This window comes from Sutcliffiella horikoshii, assembly GCF_019931755.1.
In the GTDB taxonomy this organism is placed as follows: Bacteria; Bacillota; Bacilli; order Bacillales; family Bacillaceae_I; genus Sutcliffiella_A; species Sutcliffiella_A horikoshii_E.
This window is the reverse complement of sequence record NZ_CP082918.1, coordinates 1,733,162-1,748,736: the sequence shown is the minus strand read 5'-3', so window position 1 is coordinate 1,748,736 and position 15,575 is coordinate 1,733,162. Positions and strand designations below refer to the sequence as shown.

The 15,575-nt window shown below is 40.6% G+C and carries 16 protein-coding genes; 5 read left to right on the top strand and 11 right to left on the bottom strand.

Features of this window, described 5'->3' with window-relative positions; all coding sequences use genetic code 11:
• Nucleotides 1-11: 11 nt before the first annotated feature.
• From K7887_RS08910 to glsA, 4 genes are all read right to left on the bottom strand, one after another.
• On the bottom strand, nucleotides 12-1,433 hold the full coding sequence (locus K7887_RS08910) for a cryptochrome/photolyase family protein (protein ID WP_223493212.1): 1,422 nt from the start codon (nucleotides 1,431-1,433) through the stop codon (nucleotides 12-14).
• A 127-nt stretch (nucleotides 1,434-1,560) separates the two neighbouring features.
• The gene (pyc, locus tag K7887_RS08905) at nucleotides 1,561-5,004 is read right to left on the bottom strand and encodes a pyruvate carboxylase (protein WP_223493211.1); all 3,444 of its coding nucleotides are present in this window, start codon (nucleotides 5,002-5,004) and stop codon (nucleotides 1,561-1,563) included.
• A 223-nt stretch (nucleotides 5,005-5,227) separates the two neighbouring features.
• A complete protein-coding gene (locus K7887_RS08900; RefSeq protein WP_010192813.1) occupies nucleotides 5,228-5,509 on the bottom strand; it encodes an Fpa/YlaN family protein in 282 nt (93 codons plus the stop codon).
• A gap of 104 nt (nucleotides 5,510-5,613) precedes the next feature.
• Complete coding sequence (glsA, locus tag K7887_RS08895) at nucleotides 5,614-6,543, bottom strand: glutaminase A (protein ID WP_223493210.1); 930 nt, start codon at nucleotides 6,541-6,543, stop codon at nucleotides 5,614-5,616.
• A 113-nt stretch (nucleotides 6,544-6,656) separates the two neighbouring features.
• Here glsA and K7887_RS08890 point away from each other — a divergent pair, with 113 nt between their 5' ends.
• Nucleotides 6,657-7,157, top strand: coding sequence for a peptidyl-prolyl cis-trans isomerase (locus K7887_RS08890; RefSeq protein WP_223493209.1), 501 nt, complete (start codon nucleotides 6,657-6,659; stop codon nucleotides 7,155-7,157).
• Between the two features lie 93 nt (nucleotides 7,158-7,250).
• Here the strand turns inward: K7887_RS08890 and K7887_RS08885 are convergent, their stop codons facing one another.
• Nucleotides 7,251-8,579, bottom strand: a complete 1,329-nt coding sequence (locus K7887_RS08885; protein WP_223493208.1) for a PhoH family protein — start codon at nucleotides 8,577-8,579, stop codon at nucleotides 7,251-7,253.
• Between the two features lie 227 nt (nucleotides 8,580-8,806).
• Between K7887_RS08885 and K7887_RS08880 the strand changes: the two genes are divergently transcribed.
• Nucleotides 8,807-9,436 (top strand): YhcN/YlaJ family sporulation lipoprotein, encoded by a 630-nt coding sequence (locus K7887_RS08880; protein ID WP_223493207.1) that lies wholly within the window; start codon nucleotides 8,807-8,809, stop codon nucleotides 9,434-9,436.
• 702 nt (nucleotides 9,437-10,138) lie between these two features.
• Here K7887_RS08880 and K7887_RS08875 read toward each other — a convergent pair.
• On the bottom strand, nucleotides 10,139-10,597 hold the full coding sequence (locus K7887_RS08875; RefSeq protein ID WP_223493206.1) for a pyridoxamine 5'-phosphate oxidase family protein: 459 nt from the start codon (nucleotides 10,595-10,597) through the stop codon (nucleotides 10,139-10,141).
• Between the two features lie 165 nt (nucleotides 10,598-10,762).
• Between K7887_RS08875 and K7887_RS08870 the strand changes: the two genes are divergently transcribed.
• Both K7887_RS08870 and K7887_RS08865 read left to right on the top strand, forming a co-directional pair.
• Nucleotides 10,763-10,963 carry a YlaI family protein gene (locus K7887_RS08870; RefSeq protein ID WP_010192800.1) on the top strand — a complete coding sequence of 67 codons (201 nt, stop codon included), beginning with the start codon at nucleotides 10,763-10,765 and terminating at the stop codon, nucleotides 10,961-10,963.
• Nucleotides 10,964-10,966: 3 nt separating this feature from the next.
• Nucleotides 10,967-11,398 carry a hypothetical protein gene (locus tag K7887_RS08865; RefSeq protein ID WP_223493205.1) on the top strand — a complete coding sequence of 144 codons (432 nt, stop codon included), beginning with the start codon at nucleotides 10,967-10,969 and terminating at the stop codon, nucleotides 11,396-11,398.
• Between the two features lie 49 nt (nucleotides 11,399-11,447).
• Here K7887_RS08865 and K7887_RS08860 read toward each other — a convergent pair whose 3' ends face one another.
• The 3 genes from K7887_RS08860 to typA all read right to left on the bottom strand — a co-directional run bounded on the left by K7887_RS08860 (nucleotide 11,448) and on the right by typA (nucleotide 13,991).
• A complete protein-coding gene (locus K7887_RS08860; RefSeq protein ID WP_223493204.1) occupies nucleotides 11,448-11,732 on the bottom strand; it encodes a hypothetical protein in 285 nt (94 codons plus the stop codon).
• A gap of 11 nt (nucleotides 11,733-11,743) precedes the next feature.
• Entirely contained in the window at nucleotides 11,744-12,058 is a 315-nt protein-coding gene (locus tag K7887_RS08855) for a YlaH-like family protein (protein WP_223493203.1), read from the bottom strand.
• 97 nt (nucleotides 12,059-12,155) lie between these two features.
• Nucleotides 12,156-13,991 (bottom strand): translational GTPase TypA, encoded by a 1,836-nt coding sequence (gene typA, locus K7887_RS08850; RefSeq protein WP_223493202.1) that lies wholly within the window; start codon nucleotides 13,989-13,991, stop codon nucleotides 12,156-12,158.
• A gap of 128 nt (nucleotides 13,992-14,119) precedes the next feature.
• Here typA and K7887_RS08845 point away from each other — a divergent pair, with 128 nt between their 5' ends.
• Complete coding sequence (locus tag K7887_RS08845) at nucleotides 14,120-14,305, top strand: YlaF family protein (protein WP_010192789.1); 186 nt, start codon at nucleotides 14,120-14,122, stop codon at nucleotides 14,303-14,305.
• A gap of 80 nt (nucleotides 14,306-14,385) precedes the next feature.
• On the opposite strand, the gene K7887_RS08840 is transcribed toward K7887_RS08845, so the two are convergent.
• Nucleotides 14,386-15,180, bottom strand: coding sequence for an inositol monophosphatase family protein (locus K7887_RS08840; RefSeq protein ID WP_223493201.1), 795 nt, complete (start codon nucleotides 15,178-15,180; stop codon nucleotides 14,386-14,388).
• Nucleotides 15,181-15,340: 160 nt separating this feature from the next.
• Nucleotides 15,341-15,529 (bottom strand): hypothetical protein, encoded by a 189-nt coding sequence (locus K7887_RS08835; protein ID WP_223493200.1) that lies wholly within the window; start codon nucleotides 15,527-15,529, stop codon nucleotides 15,341-15,343.
• Between the last annotated feature and the right edge of the window lie 46 nt (nucleotides 15,530-15,575).

Genomic DNA, 15,575 nt, shown 5'->3' with positions numbered 1-15,575 from the left:
ATATAAAGTCACTATAATTCCTTAAACATTTGAATTGCCTTTTTCCTTTGTACCGCATGGTCTACCACAGGTCGAGGATAATCTTTGTCTATCACACATCCTGCTTCCTCTTGTTCATATTCATCCATTTTCCAAGGCTCATGAATGTACTTTTCGGAAACTCCACTTAGCTCTGGAAGGTACTTTTTAATATACTCCCCTTTAGGATCAAACCGGATTGATTGTGTAATAGGATTAAAGACACGGAAATACGGCACTGCGTCCGTCCCAACAGATGCTGCCCACTGCCAGCCTCCGATATTGGATGCCTCATCATAATCGTGTAACATCTGTTCAAAGTACCTCTCTCCCAGCCTCCAATCCATCATAAAGTCTTTCGTGAGGAAGGAAGCGTTAATCATCCTTACACGGTTATGCAACCATCCTTCTTCGGCCAGTTGCCTCATTCCCGCATCTACAATTGGAAATCCTGTACTTCCTTTTTTCCATAACTCTAAAAGGTTGTGATCGTCATTCCATTTGAGCTCCTGATACTTATCATCTATTTCCATTGTTTTGCTATCAGGGTAGTGATGATAAATCATATTGTAGAAGTCCCGCCATGCCAGTTCTTTTAAAAATGTATCCATCCCTGTGCTATAGGAAGTTTGTTGCTTTTCTTGAATATAATACAAAACTGTCCTAGCGGATATAGTTCCTGTTCTTAAATGGACGGATAACCTTGAAGTCGCATCAGCAGAGGGGATGTCCCTAAAACGATCATACTCATCAATTTTCATTTTTAAGAATGAGTTTAATACTTTCCATGCAGCTTCTTCATCCGGAATTAAATGTTGATCTGATACCTTTATCAGATTTGTTAAAGCATTTTTCCCCTTAGAATACAATGCATCATTTTTGATACTGTTTATAGTTAGGTCTTCTTTAGTTAAGATATACGGATCTCTTTTAGGCTGAGCAATCCACTTCTTAAAATAGGGAGTAAAAACTTTGTAAATGGAATTGTCCGGCTTTTTCACTTCATTAGCACCGTGGATGGTGTAGTCGATATGGGAAGAAACCCGAATTCCTCTTTCAAGAACGAACTTGTCTACAGCTTCATCTCGCTTTTGCCCAGCTCCGACTTCATCTTGGTTATAGTATAATGATGTCACTTCAGGGAAGTGTTCTAAAATTTGAGAGAATGCTTCTTGCCAAGTCCCCTCCACTAAATGAATATATATCCCCTGCTTTTCACACCGTTTAACAAACCTGTCCAACGCAGCAAAGAAAAAGCGGTGATTAGGGGTATCATTTGTGGTGAAAACCGGATCTAGATGGTATACAAACAGTAAAGGCTCTTTTCTATGTTGTGTTTCCTTTACCGCGTGGTATAAGGCAGTGTTGTCCTGTAAGCGAAAATCTCTGCGAAACCACATGATTGATAAAGTCATAAGTTAGTCACCTCAGACACCATTATAGGTACATAACTAAACGAAAGAAAGTTTGGATGGGTTAAATAAAAAAGAACCTGAGAAGGATGGTCCATCACTCTCAGGTTCTTTTAATTGTAAATGTTAATTAAACTTTATCTACTTCAATCAATAAGTCTCCAGTTGCAATGCCTTCTCCAGCTGCCACATGTATTTGTTTAACGGTACCACTGAATGGAGCTTGTACGGTCGTCTCCATCTTCATCGCTTCTGTGATCATCAAGTGATCTCCTTTGGAAACTTTCTCCCCTTTTTCCACCAATACCTTGATAACTGTTCCTGGCATCGTTGCACCGATATGTGTAGGGTTTGTCGCATCCATTTTAGGTTTTGTCACTACATCTGATTTGACACTTTCATCTTTTATGTTCACTTCACGAGGTTGTCCGTTCAATTCAAAGTACACAACTCTCGTACCATCTTTTTGCGGCTCTCCGATGGAAACAAGCTTAACCATCAATGTTTTTCCTTGCTCGATTTCCACTTGGATTTCTTCTCCAAGTCTCATACCAAAGAAGAACGTCGGTGTATCCAAGACAGATACATTACCATATTGTTCATATTTCTTTTGATAATCCAAGAACACTTTTGGATATAGAGCATAAGCAATCATCTCATGGCTTGTTACTTGACGATTCAATGTTTCAAACAATTTCTTACGAATCTCTTCAAAGTCTACATCATCCAATAGCTCGCCCGGACGAACCGTAATTGGTGATTTCCCTTTTAGAATGACTCTTTGCAGATCTTCAGGGAACCCTCCATGAGGTTGTCCCAAATACCCTTCGAACAATTCAATAACAGAATCCGGAAAATCTATCGTTTCTCCTTTTTCCAGCACATCTTGTTCAGATAAGTTGTTTTGAACCATGAATAATGCCATATCACCGACTACCTTAGAGGATGGTGTTACTTTGACAATATCACCAAACATATCGTTTACACGACGGTACATTTGTTTCACTTCTTCCCAACGCGCGCCAAGTCCTACCGCTTTCGCTTGTTGTTGAAGATTACTATATTGCCCCCCAGGCATTTCGTGCATATAAACCTCGGAGTGAGGGCTGTTCATGCCACTTTCAAAATCACTGTAGTATTTACGTACATCCTCCCAGTAATGAGAAAGCTGTTCGAGAGCTTTTACCGATACATCCGGTTTGCGGTCTGTTTCTTCAAGTGCATAATACAGGGAATTGGCACTTGGCTGAGAAGTCAGCCCCGCCATGGAGCTAATGGCCACGTCCACAATATCAACGCCTGCTTCAATTGCTTTTGCATACATATAGATTCCATTTCCACTAGTATCATGTGTATGAAGATGAATTGGAATGTCCACCGTTTCTTTCAAAGTTGAAATTAAACGATAAGCTGATTGTGGCTTTAAAAGCCCCGCCATATCCTTGATAGCAAGAATGTGAGCACCGCTTCTTTCCAATTCTTTTGCCATATCACAATAATATTGCAGATCATATTTCGTTCTGCTTGGGTCATTGATATCTCCTGTGTAGCAGATTGCTGCCTCTGCCAGTTTTCCGGAGTCTCGAACCGCATCAATTGCTAAGGTCATCCCTTTGACCCAGTTCAAGCTGTCAAAAATACGGAAGACATCAATTCCTGCATAAGCAGACTTTTCGACGAATTCTTTTATCAGGTTGTCTGGGTAGTTCTTGTAACCAACTGCGTTAGAAGCTCTTAGTAACATTTGAAAAAGAACATTCGGTGCGTTTTCGCGCAATGTCAATAGACGATCCCAAGGATTTTCACTTAAGAATCTGTATGCAACATCAAATGTTGCTCCCCCCCACATCTCCATGGAGAAAAGATTTGGCAGCAACTTAGCTGTTGGTTCCGCAATCTGTTTTAAATCATTCGTACGAAGACGTGTAGCCAATAAAGACTGATGGGCATCTCTAAAGGTCGTGTCTGTTAATAAGACTTCCTTCTGATCTGTCACCCACTTGACTAATCCATCTGCTCCACGCTCGTCCAATATTTGCTTGGTACCGCTTGGAACTTCCTCGATGCGGCTGACTTCCGGCATTCTAGGATTCGTGAAGATAGGTTTCTTCCTTTTTTCCACACCTGGGAATCCGTTAACCGTTACATTCCCAATATACGTAAGCATTTTCGTTCCACGGTCTTTTCGTTTAGGAAAGACAAAAAGTTCAGGCGTAGTATCAATAAAGGAAGTATTATATTCCCCGTTCATGAAATTCGGGTGCTTTACTACGTTTTCTAGGAACGGGATATTGGTTTTGATACCACGAATACGGAATTCCTTAAGATTTCGCTCCATTTTGGATGCAGCCTGTTCGAATGTTAATGCCCATGTGGAGAGTTTAACAAGCAATGAGTCATAATAAGGCGTGATGATTGCTCCCTGATAACCGTTTCCTGCATCCAAGCGGACACCGAATCCTCCACCGGAACGGTATGCCATGATCTTTCCAGTATCCGGCATGAAGCCATTTAACGGATCTTCCGTTGTTACACGGGACTGAATCGCAAACCCGTGAACCCTAATGTCTTCTTGCTTCGGAATACCAAGTTTGCTGCTATGTAAGGCATGTCCTTCTGCAATCATGATTTGGGATTGCACAATGTCCACACCGGTTACCATTTCTGTAATGGTGTGTTCTACTTGCACGCGAGGGTTTACTTCTATGAAATAAAACTCGTCTCCTGCAACCAGGAATTCAACTGTACCTGCATTAATGTAATCCACATTTTCCATCAACTCTACTGCAGCGTTACAAATTCGTTCACGCAGATCATCAGTAAGAGAAACACTCGGGGCAATTTCCACCACTTTCTGATGACGTCTTTGAATGGAACAATCGCGTTCAAACAAGTGAATGATTTCACCATGTTGGTCTCCAAGTATTTGAACTTCAATATGCTTTGGATTTTCGATTAGTTTTTCTACATACACATCATCGTTACCAAATGCTGCTTTCGCTTCTGATTTTGCACGGTCAAATGACTCACGCAGTTCAGATTTGCTACGGACGATACGCATTCCTCGACCGCCGCCACCTAATGCAGCTTTGATCATCAATGGATAGCCGTAAGTTGCAGCAAAGTCCATCACTTCATCCAAAGAGTGAACCGGACCATCTGTACCCGGTATAACAGGTATATTGGCTAGCTGAGCTTGCGTTCTTGCTTTTACCTTGTCTCCGAACATATCCAAATGTTTGGATGTTGGCCCTATAAAGATAATGCCTTCTTCTTCACATTTTCTGGCAAAATGTATGTTCTCAGATAAAAAACCATAACCAGGATGAATCGCATCTACGTCATTTGCTTTTGCAATCTCAATGATTCCATCGATATCAAGATATGCATCAATTGGTTTTTTGCCTTCCCCTACAAGATATGCTTCATCTGCTTTATAGCGATGGAATGAGCCGATATCCTCATTTGAGTAAATAGCAACTGTTCGAATGTTCAGTTCTGTACAAGCTCGAAAAACACGAATTGCAATCTCGCCGCGGTTCGCAACAAGAACCTTGTTTATTTTTCTCGTCATATTGTCTCCCCCTAGTAGCTACTTCTCGCGCGGAAAAGTTTAGAATATTTTATCAATTATAAAAGTCATTATACATTATTTTTCGATAACTTTCCTCTTTTTCGATACAATCCTTACTAATTATGTAGAAAAAATGAGATTAATGTTGATTTACAACTGTTCTATGTGAAATTTAATAAAAACGCTCAATCAGCAACTATCGCATGATTGAGCGTTATTAGTATTAATTTCTTTCCCATGCTTCGTAGAGTGCGGAAAGTTCTTTTTCCAATTTAGAAAGGATGTCTTTCCCTTCTTTTTCGGAAATTAAGCCAAGGCGAACCGCAAAATCCATTTCTCGAGAAAGTCCGAACATCTGGGTGTCCAACACTTCTTCATATAATGGACATTGAGGCATGGTCAAGTTGTCCATTTGGACTTGAATCAGCTTTAAAATTTTATCTGAATCAGCTTTTAAAAGCGTAATAGCTTTATCACGATGATCGACCACGATATCTGATGCCAATATCGATCCCTCCGTTTACGTACAATTGCCTATCTTATCTATAAATTTTATCGTTATTTTTAAAAAATTGCAAGGAGGATAAGCGTATTTACTATAACCGAATATTAAAACATGCTTAAATCATATTTTTCCTGTAGTAATTCTAGTAATTTTAGACCTGTATGGCTGTTCCCCACTTCATTTAATGGAGGTCCGAATATACCTATTCCCATCCGTCCCGGAACAGAACCCATAATCCCCCCTGATACGCCACTTTTTGCCGGTATGCCAATTTTTATGGCGAATTCACCAGATGCATTGTACATACCGCAAGTAACCATGAATGTTTTACAGATTCGCGCAACTTCCTTTGGCATCACCCGTTCGTTCGTCAACGGATTAATTCCATCCATTGCAAAAACAGCACCCATCCGTGCCAATTGAAGACAATTCATTCTTATGGCGCAATGTTTCGTATATACTTCCATAATTTCTTCTACATTCCCATGTATTACTCCGTCACCCTTCATATAAAAACAGAGAGACCTGTTTAGAAAAGATGTAGTAAATTCTGAGATAGCGACTTCTTCACAAAAATCAATTTCAGGTTCATTTGTTAGCTTCCTGACAAAATCCAATATATATTCTACTTTGTCCTCGGCATTACTGCCTTTCATCATGGAAGTGACGGCGAGGGCACCCGCATTTATCATTGGGTTGAGTGGCTTGGCTTTTGAAGAGGTTTCTAATTTGATAATCGAGTTGAAAGGATCACCTGTTGGCTCCATCCCTACTCTATGGAAAACATGTTCAGGCCCATAATCCATTAGGACAAGTGCTAGTGTTATGATTTTTGAAATGCTTTGCAGCGTAAATCGCTTCTTAATATCCCCTGCAGATACACAGTTACCATCTGGATAAACAATGGCACATGACAAATGCTCAGGGTTTTCCTTTTGTAATGCAGGTATGTAATTTGCCACCTTCCCTTCAAATGCTACCTTCTTTGCTTCTTCCACTAATGACTGTAAAATATCCTCACTTCTACATGCCAATCGCGACACCCCTTAATATCCGACGTTAATCTACCAATAGATTCCCCGATTACATGACAAAAAAACATTCAAGTTATATAATAATGAAAAGGATTACAATTGAGGGGGACAACATGGAAAATATCATCAGAATAGAAGGCAAAGTCAATTTCTCGATTACACTCGATCCGGGTGTCTGGATATTCGACGATCGCAGAATTGATTTAGATACATATTTCACAGAACAAAAACGAGAGAAAACAGATGAGCTAGAAGAATATACAAAAGCAGTTTCGAAACATTGGGAGCGTGAAATCAGGGAAGGTGCCATTCAACCGCCGACATTGAAATCAGAACGTAAATTTGAAAAAGAAAAACTGTTGAACGGTACATTTGGTATAAAATTCGGTCCATTTTTGCACAATGCAGAACCACAACCTGATTCTACGAAAGTTGTATTTGTTGGAGAGGATAAGGAACTCGAAGTAGACATCCCAACTGCACAAGAAATCATTCTTGCCTTTTCGAAAAAAGGCAAACCGCTAAAAGAAAACGGACCTGTCCACATTTACTTCGAGGACGGCTCCAATCATTCTGAACCGCTAACAGGAGTACATAAAATCATTGTAAAATAAAATGGGACTCCCCAAAAGTGCCGCCGTGACAAAGTTACGGCGGCACTTTTCTTTTGCGGAAATCAACAGCGGTGTTTAACAAACCCCTATCTTCTATAAAAGATCAGCGGCAAGCTTTGCAAGCATGGAACGTTCCCCTTTTACAAGCTTCACATGCCCAGCCAACTTCTGGTCCTTAAACCGCTCCACCACATAAGTCAAACCATTGTTATACTCATCCAAATAAGGATGGTCAATCTGCTCCGGATCACCCATCAAAACAATTTTGCTCCGCTCCCCTACCCTCGTCAAAATGGTTTTCACCTCATGCTTCGTAAGGTTCTGGGCCTCATCAATAATAATAAATTGCTCGGGAATACTTCTACCCCTAATATAGGTCAATGCTTCCACTTCAATGGATCCCATACCAGCAAGGATAGCGTCAAGCTCTCCCGGTTTTTTTGTATTAAATAAATATTCCAAGTTGTCATAGATCGGTTGCATCCACGGTCTTAACTTCTCCTCTTTTTCGCCAGGAAGGAAGCCGATATCTTTACCAACCGGCACAATAGGCCGTGCCACTAGCAGTTTTTTATAACGATTCAAATCCTCCGTTTGCATAAGCCCTGCAGCTAACGCCAAAAGAGTTTTCCCCGTTCCTGCCTTACCCGTCAATGTAACAAGTGGTATATCTGACCGTAAAAGCATTTCGAACGCCATCGTTTGTTGAACATTACGAGGTCTAATTCCCCAAATATGATCTTGATCAAAAACTAGTTTTTTTACTTTCTTCCCAGTGGAGTCAATAATACCAACTGCTGAAGCCGAACCGCCCAATGCATCCTTCATGATTACGAATTGATTGGCATAAAACGGGTGATTGGCTAATTCAGCCGCACTAATTTCCCCTTTTACATAAAAAGTGTTAAGGGTATCTGTCGGCACATAAATCTCGAGGAACCCTTTGTAAATATGATCCACTTCCACTACACGGTCATTTAAAAAATCCTCAGAAATCAACCCGATTGCATCTGCCTTTACGCGCACTAAGGCATCCTTACTCACCAATATGACGGTGCGCCCATCCTCTTTTGTCTGCTCTTCCAATGAAAGATTTTTCGCGACTGCGAGAATCCTATTATCATTTGTCTTCTCCACGAAAATTTCCTGCAACTGATGGAAACTCCTATGGTTCAACTCAATCCGAAGCGCTCCCCCATTGTGCAAGGGTATTTTCTCATGAAGCTTTCCTGTAGCTCTTAAGGAATCAATTATTTTGGAAACTTGTCTGGCGTTTCTTCCTATTTCATCCATATATCTTTTTTTCGAATCCACTTCTTCCAAAACCACCGCAGGAATAACTACCTCATTATCCCCAAAGGAATAGATTGCATATGGATCCTGTAACAATACATTTGTATCCAACACATAAATTTTACCCAACCTGCCGCCTCCTACTCTCAGCCCTTCTTTTGTCTTTCTGGAGTGAATCAAGGCATCCTCCCTTTCATTATATGGCCCCAATACAATTAGTGTGTTACTACTTGACCATAAAAGAGGGACGGACCGTTGTTAAAATATATGTCGGAATGAATAAAGATAGAAGAACAAATAAACAATAAAATCAAGACAGATGAAAATGGAATCATCCTAAAGAAGGAGTGAAATAGGTGAAAAGATATTTATTAGTGACTGCAATCGTTACATTGTCTCTTACAGGTTGTATGAACAATCAACCAAAAAATATTTCAAGTGAAGATGAAAACTCTCGAATCATTCATGTCAAAGATTCTGCAGATGTCCAGGTGGATAGAAAAACAGGACAGGAAGTGTCCGCTCATCTGGTGGAACTTGCTACAAGAGTTCCCAATGTAAATGATGCAACCGCTGTTGTGCTTGGTCCATATGCAGTGGTTGGGATTGACGTAAACTCCGATCTAGACCGTGAAAGAGTCAGCACCATTAAATATTCGGTGGCAGAGAGCCTTAAGAACGACCCATATGGGGCTACGGCTATCATCCTTGCAGATGCAGACTCCTTTGTTCGTCTGCAAGAAATGGGACGAGACATTCAAAACGGCCGGCCTGTAACAGGCGTGATGGAAGAATTGGCAGAGATTGTTGGAAGGGTTATGCCGGAAATTCCGATTGACCTGAAAGAACCAGTAGCTCCAAACCCTACGGAGCAAAATAATTCCAAACTTCCAGAGGATCAAGAAAAACAGTTGGAACAGAAACAACAGAATCAGTCCAATAACCTAAAGGACGAAGAACGATATAAGGAAGTTAAGCAGGACTAAACAGGTTGTTTGCTGCCCCGAAGTGGAGTTTAATCCACTTCGGGGCAGTTTTTTATGCAGTGCTGGTACTGTGTAGGATGGGATATCAAGAAAAAAATCAATATATCAATAAATTTCCTGATATATCAATAATTCTGGAGATATATCAATAAATTTTTGGATATATCAAGAAAAAACAGATTATATCAAGAAATCGACATAACACAGCAATATTCTTCTCTCTCTCAAAGAAAACGTGCAAAAAGCACCAGGTCCACCTTTAGCATAATCATAAGTTATTGGTTAATCGACGCTGTTCCTTTCCGCAAATGGCTCGCTTTCCGCGGGACGGTGCTTGAGCCTCCTCCCAACGCTTCAGGGGTCTCAATCTACCGTTATTCCCCCGCTGGAGTCTTCGCCATTTGCTCCAATCCACAGCTGGAAATTAGGTAAACGATACGTAAATGCTTATTCAGTTAACTCGTTTAAGTGCTGTTTCATAAACCCTCTGATGAATGAAGCCACCTTGTTGATTGGAGTGGAAGGCGCGCAGACGCCCGCGGGAGGAAGGAACAGGTAGACCCCGGAAGGCGAAGCCTGAGGAGGCTCACGGACCGCCCGCAGGCAAGCGAAGCGCCTGGAACGGAAATCAACCGGATTTTATATCTCCTTACCTTTCAACAAAAAAACCAGGCATACACCTGGTTCCAGAATCACCTGCGCTTAGCTATACCTTTGAATCGCTGTCATCACCTGATGATCCAATTTCTTAGCAGCTTCCACATCATATGTCTTCTCGAATTTCGGCTCCACGCTAATCTTCGCTCCGTAAAACATGACATCCCTCACTTCTTTTACATCTAGATGCAATAATGCCAATTTCAGTGGAACATCTTCCATTCTCTCCACTTTGACAGTTGCTTTGGTGTGAATGGAATAAACGGAATCATTGGCCATCAGATTTACCACTAGCTCGCTTTTATGTAGGACATTTTTAACGATGCGTGATTCCGCATTGACGGCAAGTAAAATGGTTTTCTCATCTGGCGCATACAGCCAGGAAATTGCACTCACATTTGGACCACCTGTCTCATGATCTACAGTACTTATTGTCACTAGGGTTTCTTTTTGCAGTGCTCCTATGAGTGGTTCTACCAGAACATTTTCTACAAGGTTAGGCATTGGTCCATCCCCCCTCTTTATTTTTATTAATAGTACCATATCAACATTTCTATAGGAAGAAACAGAAGGTTACGATGTACATTAAACCGCTCTTGTTCGCAATTAATTCTTAATTTTCACCCTTTATGCTATACTGTTAAATAAGATTGAATAAAGAGGTGGACCATGAGAGTCAAGTGTGTAATTTGTGATAAAATTGAAAGCATCGATGACGAAACGTTAGTTGCGAAAAGGCTTCGCAACCGACCAATCCATACATATATGTGCGACGAATGCAGTGAAAGAATTGAAAAAAGAACCAACGAGAGAAAAGCTACAGGGAATTTTAAGCTATATGAACAAAAACAAAATCAGGATGAGTGGTAGACCTTGATACTAAGAGGCGCTTTTACAGGTTTGATAAGCGGTATCTTGATGGGTGTGTTCATTAAAGCCCTTGAAGTCCTTTCGGGAAAAAAGATATATGTACTTTTACTGAATGTAGATTTTATCCCAGGCTTCAAAAATGCAAACCTTTCGGAACTGACAGAATTCTCCCTTCATCTGATTGTTGCTGTGCTGATTGGGATTATGTTTGCTTTTATAGTGGAACACTTCCAATTGTTTGATAAAAGAAGGCAATACCTGCTCGCTATAGGTATCACTTTCCCTACTATTCTTCTGTATTTTCCCTTAACGATACTGGCTATAAAAGAGACCCCGGCACCAACAGATGCAATTGCGTTACTATTATGGTCGATCGGGCATCTGGCGTTTGCAGTATTTCTTCCTATATTTTATAAAAAGAAGCAAAAAGGATAGATCCCTCGCAAGTGACAATCACTCGAGAAGGAGCTATCCTTTTTCTAATTTATTCATAATTATGGTACTTATCAGGTTCATTCTGAATTTGTTCGAGCATCACGTCGATTAATTCGATTGGAAATCTTACTTTATGCCGTTCTGCATCCTTATCATATTCCACGTAATACATTGGTTCCTCTTTAGAGACTACGATGTTTGAGAGCTTATGATCTTCTAAAAGGATTCCTTCAAACAACTTCATGGTATCATGCGCGGATTTATCATCCGGTCTTGCTTCTGCTACCACCTTGATGGTCAGCCAATTATAAAGTGTGTCTTGTAAAGACCTCATATACTGACCCCCTATGATTCTGTGCTTTCCGCTTGCTTAGAACGATGAAGTCGAATCTTATAGATAATCAATATTAAAGCCGCCACTACCAAGCCTTCTCCAACAGGAAGAAAGATTCCAAGAAACGTAAGTACTGTACTTCCTAAAGCAAGGAAAGTATAAATAATCACTGACTTTAATACAGGCAGTTTCAAGGCGAATCCAAGTTTATAAACTAAAATGGACAGTCCTAAAATAGTAAAATACAACAGCCACATGCCTGAATCCGGGTTTTCATCGACACGGAATAGACTAGCAAAAAAGGATAATCTTTGTGTTACATCCATTGCCTTTTCCCCATTTCTAACAGTTTTAGACAGTTATTTAGAAAAAGGGATGACAAAGGTCCTCTTTTAAGCACCCTTGCATCCCAGCTTCTACTTTTTATGCTTCAGCGTACTTTTTCTTTTTCGCTGCTCTTTCACGTTCGTTCTTATCAAGAATTTTTTTACGCAAACGGATGGATTGTGGAGTAATTTCACAGTACTCATCATCGTTCAAGTATTCCAAAGACTCCTCTAATGTCATAAGACGAGGCTTTTTCATACTTACCGTTTGATCTTTCGTTGCAGAACGTACGTTAGTCGCTTGCTTCATCTTACAAACGTTAACGACAAGGTCATTTTCACGGTTATGCTCTCCCACGATCATTCCTTCGTAAACCTCAGTTCCAGGCTCAACAAAGATAACTCCGCGGTCTTCAATACCCATGATACCATAAGTAGATGCTTTACCTGATTCCATAGAAACAAGAACACCTTGGCGACGTCCACCTACTTGACCTGCTGCCATAGGCTGGTAGCTGTCAAATGTGTGGTTGATGATTCCGTAACCGCGAGTAAGGGAAAGGAATTCAGTCGTATAACCAATAAGTCCACGAGAAGGTACCATAAAGATTAGACGAACTTGACCGTTACCATTGTTGATCATGTCTACCATTTCACCTTTACGTGCACCGATAGATTCCATGATGGAACCAGTGTAATCTTCCGGTACATCGATTTGAACTCGCTCAACCGGCTCAGATTTAACACCATCAACATTTTTAATGATTACTTCAGGTTTTGACACTTGAAGCTCAAAGCCTTCACGACGCATGTTCTCAATCAGGATGGAAAGGTGAAGCTCTCCACGTCCTGAAACAACCCAAGCATCCGGAGAATCAGTAGGGTCTACACGTAAACTTACATCTGTCTCCAACTGAGCTTCTAAACGCTCTTCAATTTTACGAGAAGTAACAAATTTACCTTCTTTACCAGCAAACGGACTGTTGTTTACCAAGAAAGTCATTTGAAGAGTCGGCTCGTCAATACGAAGAACAGGAAGTGCATCTTGGTGGTCAACCGGGCAAACCGTTTCCCCTACGTTGATGTCTTCCATTCCGGAAACGGCAACAAGATCGCCAGCTTTTGCTTCTTCGATCTCCACACGTTTAAGACCGATGAAACCAAATAGCTTGGTTACACGGAATTGTTTTACTGAACCATCAAGCTTCATTAGAGCAACTTGTTGGCCAACTTTCATGGTTCCACGGAAGATACGTCCAACCCCGATACGGCCCACATAGTCATTGTAGTCAAGAAGCGCTACTTGGAATTGAAGCGGCTCGGCACTGTTATCAACTGGAGCTGGGATATGTTCAACAATGGACTCATAGATTGCTTCCATGTTTTCATCTTGCTTTTCAGGATTTGTACTAGCAGTACCGTTGATCGCGGATGCATAAACAACTGGGAATTCTAGTTGTTCTTCGTTTGCACCTAACTCGATGAACAAGTCAATTACTTCGTCAACAACTTCAGTTGGACGAGCAAAGTCACGGTCAATTTTGTTTACAACTACGATTGGTGTCAGGTTCTGCTCTAACGCTTTTTTCAATACAAAGCGCGTTTGAGGCATACAGCCTTCATAAGCATCTACTACTAAAAGAACTCCATCAACCATCTTCATAATACGTTCCACTTCTCCACCAAAGTCGGCATGTCCAGGTGTGTCCATGATGTTAATGCGCGTATCTTTATAGTTAATTGCCGTGTTTTTAGCTAATATTGTAATCCCACGTTCTCTTTCTAAATCATTAGAGTCCATGGCACGTTCTGCTACCTGCTCGTTCGTTCTAAACGTACCAGCCTGATGTAGCAATTTGTCCACTAACGTTGTTTTACCATGGTCTACGTGAGCGATAATTGCGATGTTTCTGATATCATTGCGGATGTTCACTATTTCATCTCCCTAATTTTACAACTTAATAACTTTAGTATTATACCACAAACATGGTAGAAAAGAGAAAGAGACTTATGTAAAATATAAGTTATATGAAATTAGGGTTATCCAAAGGAGTTGATTTTATGAAGGATATTAAGTGGATTTTCATGCTTTATGCTGTTTTGGCAGCGGTTTCTTTAGGCATGGTCGGAATCGCAATTGGAGAAAGAAACACGCTTGGAATCGTTGGAGCGTTTGTATTATTCGGTGTGGTCATGGGACTTGGTTTCAAGACAAAAAGAAAAATGCGCGAAAACGGACAATTATAAACACTTACAATATGTTCCTGCAATAACATATAAAAACAATGAAAACCCACTTCCTCATTTACGGCCGTGGGTTTCATTTATTACTTTAATTTATACAAGTAATCCTTGCTGATCACTTCATGCAAACCCGGCTTACATACAAAGACACTGTTTTGTCCAAGCAAGTTAAGAGGTTCACCATGGAGTGTGGTAACTTTACCACCGAGCTCGTTTACAAGTATTAGTCCCGCTGCAAAATCCCAAGGGGAAAGTCTCAACGTAATATATGCATCAATGCGCCCTGTTGCTACATACGCCATTTCAAGAGCTGCAGATCCATAAGATCTTGTGCCTCTTACTTTCTTCACAAGCGGAGCCAGAATAGTGGGGTCGATCCGCTTATTTTCCGTAATCCATGTTGCATTCAAGCCGATAACAGCTTTCTCTACTGCCACCTCTTCTAGCTGTGGGAGTTTTGTATCGTTCAGATAAGCTCCTTCCCCTGCTTTTGCATGATACAGCTCGTCATGAACCACATCATAAATTAGCCCGATCTTCCCGATACCATCTTCATATACTGCAACGGAGATGGCAAAATTACGTTGTTGATGGACAAAGTTCATCGTTCCATCAATGGGGTCAATGATCCAAACCGTTCCATCAAGTTTATCCAATTCATCACCAAATCCTTCTTCTCCGAGAATTTGGTGGTCTGGATAGGTTTTTCTAATGTGTTCTATAAAAAATTGTTCCGTTTCCCGGTCAATATTAGTCACCAGATCATCAGGAGAGGATTTTGTATGTATCATCAATTCCTTGCTGAAAGAAGTTCGAATACGTTCTCCCGCTTCTCTCGTCCACTTTTTTGCATTCTCATCAATTTCAGTCCAATTCATGTATTCTCCTGCCCTTCTGTTAGCCTTGTCATTGCAGCTATTCTATTACGATTAAACAAATTATGTATGTTTTAGCTTACTGAAACAAAGGGGCAAAATCAAGTAATAGGTCACACAGAAAAACGAACCTCATACAGGTTCGTCTAAGTAGCACATGCCACTAAACCTCTAGACTTAGCATTTCTTTTCTTAATTGCTCTAATTTAGATATCGTTTTCTTCTTTTTTTCCTTATCACTCTCTTGTATTGCCTCATACAAAACTGCCAATTCATAATCTATTTCCATTCGTAAGACCGCGCGCTGATTATCCTCTTTTTTCTTCTTCCAAGGTGTCGCCACTTGTTTCACAACAATTCCCTCCTTCATAAAAGTTTCTCGGTTCCTAAGGATTCAT